Annotated in this window: 11 protein-coding genes; 9 read left to right on the top strand and 2 right to left on the bottom strand. The window is 48.5% G+C overall.

The features are described from left to right. The 8 genes from V3U24_08550 to V3U24_08515 form a co-directional block, all read left to right on the top strand. The coding region (locus tag V3U24_08550) for a (Fe-S)-binding protein (protein ID MEE9167489.1) at positions 1–809 on the top strand (809 nt) is incomplete at its 5' end. Then, complete coding sequence (locus tag V3U24_08545; GenBank protein MEE9167488.1) at positions 806–1,810, top strand: electron transfer flavoprotein subunit alpha/FixB family protein; 1,005 nt, start codon at positions 806–808, stop codon at positions 1,808–1,810. The genes V3U24_08550 and V3U24_08545, both read left to right, overlap by 4 nt. After that, on the top strand, positions 1,807–2,598 hold the full coding sequence (locus tag V3U24_08540) for an electron transfer flavoprotein subunit beta/FixA family protein (GenBank protein MEE9167487.1): 792 nt from the start codon (positions 1,807–1,809) through the stop codon (positions 2,596–2,598). The genes V3U24_08545 and V3U24_08540 overlap by 4 nt, the downstream gene beginning before the upstream one ends. Before the next feature lie 586 nt (positions 2,599–3,184). Further along, positions 3,185–3,676 (top strand): DUF302 domain-containing protein, encoded by a 492-nt coding sequence (locus tag V3U24_08535; protein ID MEE9167486.1) that lies wholly within the window; start codon positions 3,185–3,187, stop codon positions 3,674–3,676. Between the two features lie 22 nt (positions 3,677–3,698). Next, positions 3,699–4,415 carry a hypothetical protein gene (locus V3U24_08530; protein MEE9167485.1) on the top strand — a complete coding sequence of 239 codons (717 nt, stop codon included), beginning with the start codon at positions 3,699–3,701 and terminating at the stop codon, positions 4,413–4,415. A 942-nt stretch (positions 4,416–5,357) separates the two neighbouring features. Further along, on the top strand, positions 5,358–5,714 hold the full coding sequence (locus V3U24_08525) for a helix-turn-helix transcriptional regulator (protein ID MEE9167484.1): 357 nt from the start codon (positions 5,358–5,360) through the stop codon (positions 5,712–5,714). Next, entirely contained in the window at positions 5,715–6,338 is a 624-nt protein-coding gene (locus V3U24_08520; protein ID MEE9167483.1) for an ImmA/IrrE family metallo-endopeptidase, read from the top strand. It abuts the gene before it with no gap. Between the two features lie 369 nt (positions 6,339–6,707). Continuing rightward, positions 6,708–7,469, top strand: a complete 762-nt coding sequence (locus V3U24_08515; GenBank protein MEE9167482.1) for a N(G),N(G)-dimethylarginine dimethylaminohydrolase — start codon at positions 6,708–6,710, stop codon at positions 7,467–7,469. Between the two features lie 103 nt (positions 7,470–7,572). On the opposite strand, the gene V3U24_08510 is transcribed toward V3U24_08515, so the two are convergent. Next, positions 7,573–7,848, bottom strand: coding sequence for an RNA-binding protein (locus V3U24_08510; protein ID MEE9167481.1), 276 nt, complete (start codon positions 7,846–7,848; stop codon positions 7,573–7,575). A gap of 96 nt (positions 7,849–7,944) precedes the next feature. After that, entirely contained in the window at positions 7,945–8,259 is a 315-nt protein-coding gene (locus V3U24_08505; protein ID MEE9167480.1) for a hypothetical protein, read from the bottom strand. Between the two features lie 305 nt (positions 8,260–8,564). Between V3U24_08505 and V3U24_08500 the strand changes: the two genes are divergently transcribed. Further along, a partial coding sequence (locus tag V3U24_08500) for a LamG-like jellyroll fold domain-containing protein (protein MEE9167479.1) occupies positions 8,565–11,542 on the top strand: 2,978 nt, incomplete at its 3' end.

Here is an 11,542-nt window from a genome sequence, read left to right as displayed (position 1 = left end):
CCCCCTCCCAACGTGGTCGGTGGTGCGAGGACCTTTCGATCCCCAAGGTAGAGGAAGCTGGAGGAATTCTTCTGTACGCTGGCTCTGCAGCCTGCTACGATCCGCGAATGAAGAGAGCAGTTCGCAGCCTGGCTAGTCTCATGAGCTCAGCCGATGTCAAGTTCGGAGCTTTGGGTGAGGATGAACGGGACAGCGGCGACCTTGTCCGATATGTCGGGGAAGAGGGGTTCCTGGAGGAACTAATTCGGAAGAATATAGCTATTTTCGAAAAGAAGGAAGTCAGAACCATTGTGGCCTTTTCTCCTCACGACTATGAGATGTTCAAATTCGTCTATCCGGAACACGAGGGTCAATATGAAGTCTTTCATTACACTGAGTATCTGGCTCTGCTGATGGCCGATGATCGACTGCAAGTGAATCAGAGCAGCAAGGCCAATCTTAAGGATAGTAGAAAGGAGATCAGAGTTGTCTATCATGATCCATGCTATCTGAGCCGCTACGGAGCCTTGACTCGAGAACCCAGGGAGGTACTCCGGAGCCTTCCGGGGGTCGTGGTGGAGGAGTTCGAGGAAAATCGTGCCAATACCCTCTGTTGCGGGGGCGGGGGAGGAAGAATGTTTCTGGAGACAGAAGCGGGCGAGCGCTTCTCCAACCTGAGGGTCAACGAGGCGGCAGAGCTGGGAGTCGATGCGGTTGTGACCGCCTGCCCCTTCTGTGTTCAAAACTTTGAAGATAGCCTGAAGACGGAGAAACTTGACGGTATTCGGATCTTCGATCTGGCTGAGTTTACTGCGCACAGAGTCTTATGAGTACCGCTGATACTGACAGTGGTTCGTACCGTGGGATCTGGGTGTATCTGGAGCACGAGGAGGGAGAATTGCGAGAGGTTTCCCTGGAGATGCTGGGAAAGGCGGGAGAACTGGCTTCAGAGAGTGGCGAGAGTGTAACTGCGGTGCTGCTCGGACACGAGGTGCGAAGGTCAGCGGAGAAAGCCCTGAATCACGGGGCAGACAGGGTTCTCATGGTAGATGCCCCCATTCTGGGAAATTACCTTTCAGATTCCTACACCGAGGTCTTCAGCGCCCTGGTGGCCGAGCGAAAGCCAAACATCATTCTGATAGGAGCGACCCACAATGGCAGGGATCTGGCCGGTCGAACGGCGGTTCGCATCCGAACGGGACTGATCGCCGATGTCATCCGCCTGGAGATCGAACCGGAGTCCGGATTATTGGTGGGAGCCGTCCCCGGATTCGGAGGAGGCATCCTGGCGCTGGTGGAGTGTCCTAAACACAGACCTCAGATGGTGACCGTCCGGCCTGGAATCTTCCAGACTATCGAGACGGAGGGAAAAGGGGAGATCGAGGAGGTTTCAGTGCCCCGGTTTAGCAAGGATAAGATCCGTGGTAAGATTTTGGAGAAGGAGACTGGCGGGGGTGTTGACATCACTCAGGCGGAGGTCATCGTGGCAGGAGGTGCGGCAGTTGATGGGGACTTTAGCAAGGTCGAGGAACTCGCCAGCCTGCTCGGGGGGATGGTCGGGGCCAGCCGCGTTGCTGCTGACAACGGTTGGATCTCCCGCGACCATCAGATTGGGCAAACCGGTTACACCGTTAAGCCGAAGATCTGCATTTGTGCCGGTATTAGTGGGGCCGTGCAGTTCACCTGCGGCATTGATGAATCGGAAGTGGTAATCGCCATCAATATTGACCCTGACGCCCCCATCTTCGAACGTGCCGACTACATTGTGGTCGAAGATCTTCACAACCTGCTTCCCGCTCTGATTTCGAAGGTACGGGAGAAACGAGGATGAAGCTGAAGATCGTCGTCTCCATGAAAGTGGTTCCTAAGCCGGAGGAGGTCCGCGTCAATGAGAAAGACATGACCCTGGACCGGGCTCAAGCCCGAAACGAGATTAATAAGCCTGATAAGAACGCTATCGAGATGGCTCTCTCCTTCCGGGAAAGATATGGAGGGGAAGTGATCCTGCTCTCCATGGGGCCCCCTTTTTTCACAGAGTTCTTGCAGCTTGGAATAGCCATGGGCGCCGACCAGGCTATCCTATTATCGGATCGCACCTTTGCAGGGGCAGATACTCTTCCCACCTCTCTTACGCTTGCTAGCGGGATAAAGAAGATCGGGGAGGTTGATATGGTGCTTTGCGGCGAGGAGAGCGCCGACTCCGCCACGGGGCAAGTTCCTCCCGGGATTGCCGAATGGCTCGATTACTCACTGCTGACTTACGTGACAGAGCTTGAATTGATGAAGGATGGCCGCCTGAAGGGGAAGCGGGCTAGAAGGGGCGGGCACGAGTGGTTGGCTGTTCCTTTCCCAACCGTGGTATCAGTAGAGCTCGGATGCAACCTGGTACGGTTCCCCGATTTTGAACGCAAGAAGTTGGTTGGGGAAGATGGCGTGATGACCGTCTGGAATGCTGACGACCTGGGGGTAGAGGAACACCGACTCGGACTGGCCGGTTCCCCCACCCGTGTGAACCGCCTTGAGACAGCCAAGATTCCAGCCAGGCGAAAGGAGAAGGTTGACGGTTCCGTAGAAAAAATCGCGGACAAGCTCTATGAAGTTCTGAAGGATTACCTGTAAACCCGCAGCAAGGAACAAGTATCAAGTGTCAAGGATCCAGAAGCAAGTAGCAAGGATCAAGTGTCAGGGATCAAGTGTCAAGGATTCAGCAACCAGTCACCAGTTGGCAGTCAGCAGTCAAGGTCCAAGAGCCAAGAACCAAGAGCCCCCGTACGGTCATTCTTCCCTACGGGGCAGGCAAATATCAAGGATCCAGTCACCAGTGAACCAATCAACCAATCAACCGGTATCCAGTCACCAGTCGCCAGCAAACTTGACCCCATTTCCCAAGGGGGATGATCAACTGGGAACTTTCTTAAATATGTTTTGTAATAGTATTCAATTACTTGTTCAATTATTCAATAAGTTAAGAGGTTCGCCTCGCAATGAATAAAACTTTAGTGACGAGTATGGTTACTGCAGGTGTGGCGTCCCTGTGTTGCACAGGGCCAGCTCTCAGGTTAATAGCGGGTTCAACTGTCTTTGAGGCGTTTTCTTTTCTCGAGCCTATCAGACTCTATGCATCTATCCTGGCACTCAGCCTGTTGGGCTTCGCTATTCTCAAATCAGAGATGCCTTTAATCGATTCACAAATGAGGAGGGTATTATGCATCTAACTAGAAACTGGAATGCTTATTATGTCAGTGTTTTCCTTCTGGTATTCTGGCAAGCTGCCGCCGCACAAGATCAGACGGCAGCCAGATCCATGAAATTACCGGAATCTCAAGTGATACGGGCTTCAGCGTATGATTTCAACGACACGGTTGAGATATTAGCAGCAGCTATAGAGGAAGAAAACCTGATGCTAATCAAGGAAATAGATGCGCAGAAAATGTTGAAAATGGTGGATAAGAAGGTTGGAGGAATGAAACAATTGCTGTTTTTCCATCCGAGATATATGAAACGGATCATCGAGACCAATCCGTTGGGATCAATCGAACCTCCCCTCAAACTAGCGATCATGGAAAGACCCGATAAGAAAGTGATCATAAAGTACATCAAACCAACCCATCTGTTCTCTCAATATCAAGGTTTAGAAAGCATTGGCGAAGAGCTGGAAGAGGTTGTCCACAAAATCAGTTTAGCAGTTCAACAATAGGGTCTTACAAATAGAAGAAAAATTGAACAAGAAAAGGGCCTTCCTGATACTTGTAGCCTTGTTTACAGGGGGCGCTGTTCCTATTCAGCTTGTTACTCTATCGTTTGGATATGCTGAGTACGTCAAAGACGTCTCCTTGGGACCAAGAATCATCAGGGTCGCTCATGAATTTGCGTCGGGATATATTCCCTTTGTTTACATTCCTGCGCTCTTAATACTTCTGTGGATCATATTCTACAGTAAGAAGAGGTACCGAGATCTCTTCCGGAGAATTGTCGTCGGTTTGGGAGTCGGAGCCTTAGCTACGGTCTCGCTTGACTACTTCCGAGAAATGGGCGTGATCAACGGATGGCTGCCTGGTGACACGGTCGCCATGTTTGGGAAAATGGGGACAGGAAGCCGATCATTTTCAGTATATTATCCAGCCGGAGCCTTTATTCATTTCATGAACGGTGCAAACTTTGGTCTGTTTTATACTTTCGTATGGGGGAAGCAGAAGAACTATTCCAAATCTGTATTCTGGGCTGTGGTCTGGCTCTTGATGATGGAATTGGGTATGATGATAGGCCCTCCGATGGCTCCGATTGTAGGATTATTTGGAATCAATTTCGCCTGGCCACAATACTTTCTATTGACACTTACCGCACATATTACCTTTGGTATTGTCCTGGGTATTCTGTCACAGTATTTACTTACAGACGCAGATCGCGGTGGGCTCCTACCGTTCTTGAAGGGGTAGTAGAAGAGGGGTCAAGTCTGCCTTTGACTCTTGGATAGTTTAGCAGTCAATTCCTCAACCCGCTTTTCAATATTCTTGTCTTTCAGAATCTCTCTTTTCACTCTTTGTATAACACCACTTACTGTACTATACTTTCCTATTCTCAAATGCCTTACCAATTTCCTTCTAAAGAATCTCACCTTAGATATCTTATCAGATAGATCGCAGTATTCCTCGGCTCATTAACATATCCCCTCCTCGATAGGTGGAGATCACTATTACTAACCGTATAGAAACGGCATACCTCAGCCTTTATTCCTCCCACATCAGAAGCAAGACGTCGAGGCAAGCAGTCTTAGAAGGTCGCTTACTATACTAATAATACATTATTGCATAGTCATTTCTTGGCCATCAGTCGCTGTAATTTCACTAATCTAAGCTAGGACCGAATTTTGAAAATCCCTGCGTCGGTGGTTCCAGATGTCAGTTGACATAAAGATAACTATTGACCGATTGCCAACATTTGCTTGCCAACATTTTTGTTTGTCAACGAGACACCACCGGACTCACCAAGCCGCCCCGCCCGCACAGCGTGCGCAGGTCCGGGCTGCAATTTGGTCTGAAAAGGGTTGAAATACGGTTGGCCCTGTCCCGCCCAGGTGGGATGGGATCGGCTGTTCAATAGAAATCAACATATGTTTTATAACCAACTTTTCCTCCGGCGAAAAACCGGACGGGGGTAGGGGATTTTAGTTGTGAATGTGACTCACATTGTGGCGCAGTTCATCTGAATTGAACGCGTTTAATATTCTACAAGTATCAATGTATGAAAAGTTCACGGACCGCAAAATAGATACGAAATCATCTAGCGGGATTTTTTGGGAACAATCAAAACTATTTCTACTTTAAATACGGTGTGGTAACTTTATACCACAAAAAAATACTGAGAATAGGGAGGAATACATGGCAAGCTTCGGTGAATATGCCAGGAATCTTAGACTTGAAAGAAGGATCACCCTGAGAGAATTCTGTAGGACAACAGGACTGGATCCGAGTAATTGGAGTAAGACAGAGAGAGGTTTACATCCGGCACCCAGAACCAAGGAAGTTCTGAATTCAGTTGCTGAGGCCCTCGGTTTAGGAAACGATTCTGAAGAGTATTTGACTCTTAAAGAGTTAGCGGCTGTTAGCCATATTCCAAGCGAGTTGGTTGACTCGAACCTGGTTAACAGACTCCCCATTTTCTTTCGAACAATTCGGGGTGAAAAACCTACCACGCGAGAATTGAGAGAGATTGTCAAGATCCTTAGGGAAAGCTGATTGACCAATATCCTGCCTCCTCGTCTAAGTTGGGACCACATTAGAGATGAGGCTGAGAAATTCCGCCAAGAATACGTTAGACCTCCGGACAAGATACCTGTGCCTATCATTGAAATTGCTGAAATCGATCTTAACATTAGAATAAATCCCCAACCAGGACTCAGACATCGTAGTGACGTAGAAGCATTTCTTGAAAGTGACCTCAGAACCCTTTGTATTGATCAGGACCTTTATGAGGACCCAAGGCAGGAAAAGAGGCTCCGATTTACGTTCGCACATGAAATTGGACATCTCATTCTTCACAGGATCGAGATAAGCCAAATTCAATTTGCAGGAATCGAAGAGTGGGTAGATTTCCGTATCAAAATGAAGGAAGAGGATAATCGTTGGTTTGAAAGCCAAGCTTATGAATTTGCAGGAAGATTGTTGGTTCCGAGAAATCAACTAATAGACAAGATTAAAGAAAAAAGTGATGGCATTCAGAAATATCGTGACATCGCAGATGATGAGGAAGCACTTAAAGATGCCATTTCAAAGCTGATCTGTGATGATTTTTTTGTATCAGCAGCAGTCATATATCGTAGAATCAACGCCGAAAAGATTTGGGATGAACTCAGCATGTGATGTCCGCATTGCGGAGAGTGGCGTATGGACATGAGAGCAGTTAGAATGAAGAATATTTGCTAAATGTTGATCTTCTCCTTGGTTAGCCCTTACTCTGTCTTTCCTTAGTCCTCGACCGACCCTTGCAAAAATGCTGAGTTCTTGAAATTAAAGGGCAAGAACATCAATGAAGTAACTGATAGAGAGTACAACTATTTTATGATGATGTCGGAAAAGTGTGCAGACACAACGGCCTTCAGGCGATGCAGTTGCTCCTGAGAAGGGTTATTTTGGCACTGAAAATGGTGCTTTAGGCCTTGAAAACAGTCATTTCTTGAACGATTTCCTTTGAATATCAATGAGATGGCTTGGCCCGACCCCGGAAAAATGATCTTTACAAAAGCGATTGTTCGGACCCCGTGCCGGAACATAATCAACGGCCTAACAACCACGAATCTGGGCCCTCCTGATTATGAAAAAGTCATCAATCAACACCAACAATATATTAAAGCTCTCGAAAAGTGCGACCTTGAGGTTCTAGTGCTTGATGCAGACGAGGACTACCCTGATTCTACGTTCGTTGAGGACACAGCACTGTTGACTCCATATTGTGCGGTCATCGCAAATCCCGGAGCATTTTCACGAAAAGGTGAAATCATCAAAATAGAGAGGGTGTTACGTGACTATTTTACGAACATAGAAAGAATAAACGAACCAGGGTCGCTGGATGCGGGCGATATCTTGAAGGTTGAAAATCATTATTATATAGGTTTATCTGAAAGAACAAATAAGGAGGGAACTGATCAGTTGGTTAATATTTTGATGTCATATGGATCCACATGCTCCACTTTGAGTTTGGAAAAGGCACTACATTTGAAAAGCGGTGTAGCTTTTTTAGGTAATGATAACTTAGTGGCCACTGGTGAATTTGTTTCGAAATCAGAATTTCAAGATTTTGTCATTCTAAGAATTGATGCTGATGAAGAATGTGCGGCAAATTGTGTTTTGGTAAATGATAATGTTTTGATTCCTATGGGGTTTCCGAATACTAAGAAATCAATTGAGAGTGCTGGTTATCAGGTTATTGAGGTAGATGTTTCAGAATTTCGGAAGCTTGACGGTGGTCTTAGTTGTCTTTCCCTCAGATTTTGAAAGGTAAGAACCGGATATGGACTTGGTTAAGAACGAGGTGTTGTGTATAGAGTAAGTACTGTTTTGGAAAAAGCGTCGGGTGGATTTAGAGCATTTTACCCAATCAGAAGCGCCGCCTTCCACCCCGACGGTGCTCAGTGCGGGGACGGGCCTCGTTAACATTAAGCGTTCGACCCTTCAAATCCTGCCCGTTCAAGCCGGTGATTGCAGACTCCGCTTCAGCTTTTGTGGGCATCTCCACAAATCCGAATCCTCTTGATTCGCCACTGAACTTGTCCTTAATGATATTGACGGATTCGACGCGACCGTAGGTTTCAAAAGCCTCTCGCAAATCGTCTTCGGTAACACCATAAGAAAAGTTGGCTACGTAGATATTCATTCCTCACCTCCGTGTTTTCTTGAACAATCATAACCGATATTCCCCATCTCAACTTGATCCGCCAGCTGGCTGACACTCGGTTTTCCATAGGATCTTTCAAAGGATCTTGATATGAGGCTCGTTGACTTGTGCACAGTCCCCAGGATCCTCGAGATCCCGTGGACATCCTGCGGACCTCCAGAAGATATCACGTTTCACCCACTTAAAGCAATTGATTTTGGGCGCAGTTCTCCTCAACGGGAATTTCTGCTCAAGAATTAACTTCTTCAATAAACTTTCATCGCATACTAAGCTTGCCTCGCTCAGAAACGCCTTCTCGCACTTCTCAGGACTATCCTGGGGCCACTTTGTCAGGGTATGCAAAGTACTACTGCCCTCTTCAGGAGATGCAGTCTTTGTCAGAAATTTCAAGAAATTTGCAGCCTGAATCACGGAGTCGCGGTATTTGCGTGCTATAACCGAGGCGAAATCAGTAATCTTCCTGACGTTAGAATAGTTGTGTAATTCACTTGACCCTATTCAGGGGAGTGGCTGAGTGGTCCCACTTTTTCGTTGCGTTGAGGTAGGTGGGCTGTAAATTCTACCTGTGGGTCTTTCGGTATATCAATCTTGTCCCTGCATGATACTTTCAAGAAGGTGGAACAATTGTGAAATCTAGGACTTTGTTCCCTGTCACTGCCATCATTTCATGCCTTTTGGGGATCGGTTGTTTGTTGGTGCCTGTATCAATGCTTGCACAGAATCCAGGGCAAGCGCTTCAGTTTGATGGGGTGGATGATTATGTAAGTGGCGCTACTGCCGGATTTCCATCCGGCGGATCCAGCAGGACCATGTCACTGTGGTTCAAGATCACCAGTCAGGGAAGTGAAGACGGAGGATCTCTATTTATATATGGAAATGGGGCTTTGGCGTCAAACTTCGGGCTTTTTGAGACTATATCCGGATCAACTTCTTACATAAGATTTGTATCAAGGAATGATGATGTTAATCCCTCTGTGGGAAACGATGTAAATGATGGGAATTGGCATCACGCTGCATTGGTGTACGATGGTTCGGAGTTCTTCGCCTACGTAGACGGAGAATTGCAGTGGAGCCAAACAAAATCCATAAACACTACTCTGGGAAGTTTTTCAATAGGCAGGTCTTTATGGAGCACAAACTTTTTTGACGGCTTCATCGACGAAGTCCGCATCTGGAATGTTGCCCGAACTCAAGCTCAAATCCAAGCCACAATGAATGACACACTAGGTCCAGGGTACTATGAGACGGCGGACAGTGGATTGGTTGCTTACTATCGTTTCGATGCCGATGCCAATGATCTAACCGACAATGGAAACCACGGCACGGTAAATGGTGCTTTGTTCGTTGATTCTGATGCACCCATAGGTGTGCCCGCCGCCCCTCAGAATCTCACAGCCGCCCCTGGCGATCAGCAGGTCACCTTAAGTTGGTTTGCCAATAGCGAAATTGACTTCCTCCGATATCGGATATATGGCGGCACTACAGCCAACCCAACCACAAAGACGGACAGTACCACCACGGGAGACATAAACGACACTACAAAGACATTTACAGGATTAACCAACGGTCAGACCTACTTCTATCGAATTACGGCGGTGGATAGCGATGGAAATGAAAGTTCGTTCTCTGATGAGGTGGTGGCTGCACCTGTAGCAAATCCTGCGGGCAATGCCCTGAGTTTTGACGGGGTGGATGATTATGTAAGTGTGTCATATGTCCCTGATCCCACAGCGTACACCATAGAGGCATGGGTTAAACCATCTGACGTGACTTCTGTTAATATCATTGTGAGAACAGACGTTAATGGTCCCACGGCCAGTTGGTCCCATCAGCTAAGCATTAATCCCGAGGGCAGGTTTCAACATTACACTTTTGATGGCAGCGGACGTTCTGTTGCAGGTTCAACATCAATATCATCGGGTAGCTGGTATCACGTGGCAGCCATGGCAACTAATAACGGTGATATGAGGTTGTACGTCAACGGGGTTGAGGAGGGAACATCCATGAGTGTCAGCACTCTCTGGACGGGTGGGGACAGATATTACTTTGGCTCTAACTCCACTGGGTCGGACTATTTTTCTGGCACTATCGACGAAGTCCGCATCTGGAATGTTGCCCGCACTAAAGCTGAGATTCAGGCTGATATGAATCGTGCGCTTAAGGGCAACGAGACAGGGCTGGTGGGTTACTGGCGGTTTGATGAATCAAGTGGCACGACGACCTATGATGGCACACCAAATGGCAACAACGGAACAGTGAACGGGGGTGCCCAATTTGTGAGTTCAGATGCACCCATAGGTGTGCCCTCCATCCCTCAGAATCTCACCGCATCTCCCGGGAATGATCAGGTCACCCTCGCCTGGTCCCCCAATACCGAGGCCGACCTCTCCCACTACCTGGTCTACCAGAGCACTACCAGCGGCTTCACCCCTGCCCCCACTGATTCCGTGGCCCGGGTAAATGAGCCCGACACCACGGTGACCATCACCGGCCTGGCCAATAACACCACCTATTTCTATCGGATTGCCGCCTTGGATAGTGGCGGGAATACAAGCGTCTTTTCACGCGAGGCAGTCGTTACGCCGGTGGCTACCCTGGCGGGAAACGCCCTGAGTTTTGACGGGGTGGATGATTACGTTGAAATCGGTGATAAATGGCCTGGCGGAAATAGGAGTATTACACTTAGCGCCTGGGTAAAGGCAAACGCAGTGGCATCAGGTCTTCTCTGGGGTACGGTGGGGGTCGGCAACATGGGTCTCAGAGGCCATTTCTACATCCGAAGCGTGGGCACAGGATCACCAGGAACTACAACCGGTTATGACGGCGATGCCCACATCTGGCTGGGAGCCGATGATGGGACCTCAGATATGTGGTGGGCCGGGAGCACGGTCGTCGTCGAGAATACTTGGTACCATGTGGCAGCGACCTATGATTCGACGACCCAGCGGATCAGGCTCTATGTCAACGGCAGCCTGGACCGAGACACCACCTTGTCGCAGCCGCTGGATTTGGGCACCGGGGTGCGCATCGGTCTCGACCATCACAACGATAACTATATGAACGGCTTCATTGACGAAGTCCGTATCTGGAACGTGGCCCGGAGCCAAACAGAGATTCAAAGGGGCATGAGCAGCCGTCTCCAGGGCAACGAAACAGGTCTGGTTGGTTACTGGCGGTTTGATGAATCCACTGGCACGACGACCTATGATGGTACGCCCAATGGCAACCACGGCACATTGAATGGGGGCGCGACTTTCGTTGCCTCTGACGCGCCCATTGGGGTTACTTGGGTCACGGCCTTCACCCGCATCACGGAAGGCGATGTAGTGAATGATGGTGGACAATCAGATGGCGGCAGTTGGGGCGACTACGACAACGACGGGGATCTCGATCTGTTTGTGGCAAACGACAATGGAAACAACTTTTTATATCAGAACAATGGGGATGGGACATTCACCAGGATAACAACCGGTACTGTTGTGAACGATGGTGGACGGTCATATGGCAGCAGTTGGGGCGACTATGACAACGACGGGGATCTCGATCTGTTTGTGGCAAATACTTTGGGAGCGAATAATTTTCTGTATCAGAACAATGGGGATGGGACATTCACCAAAATGACAACCGGTACTGTTGTGAACGATGGTGGCCCTTCAGTCGCCACCAGTTGGGG

This window comes from Candidatus Neomarinimicrobiota bacterium, assembly GCA_036476315.1.
GTDB lineage: Bacteria > Fidelibacterota > Marinisomatia > Marinisomatales > S15-B10 > JAZGBI01.
This window is presented reverse-complemented; position numbering and strand designations above follow the sequence as displayed.

Bases quoted from the DNA above. Each gene is read 5' to 3' on its own strand.
- V3U24_08510 (MEE9167481.1), bottom strand. From the start codon at position 7,848: ATGAATATCTACGTAGCCAACTTTTCTTATGGTGTTACCGAAGACGAT.
- V3U24_08525 (MEE9167484.1), top strand. From the start codon at position 5,358: ATGGCAAGCTTCGGTGAATATGCCAGGAATCTTAGACTTGAAAGAAGG.
- V3U24_08540 (MEE9167487.1), top strand. From the start codon at position 1,807: ATGAAGCTGAAGATCGTCGTCTCCATGAAAGTGGTTCCTAAGCCGGAG.
- V3U24_08545 (MEE9167488.1), top strand. From the start codon at position 806: ATGAGTACCGCTGATACTGACAGTGGTTCGTACCGTGGGATCTGGGTG.
- V3U24_08535 (MEE9167486.1), top strand. From the start codon at position 3,185: ATGCATCTAACTAGAAACTGGAATGCTTATTATGTCAGTGTTTTCCTT.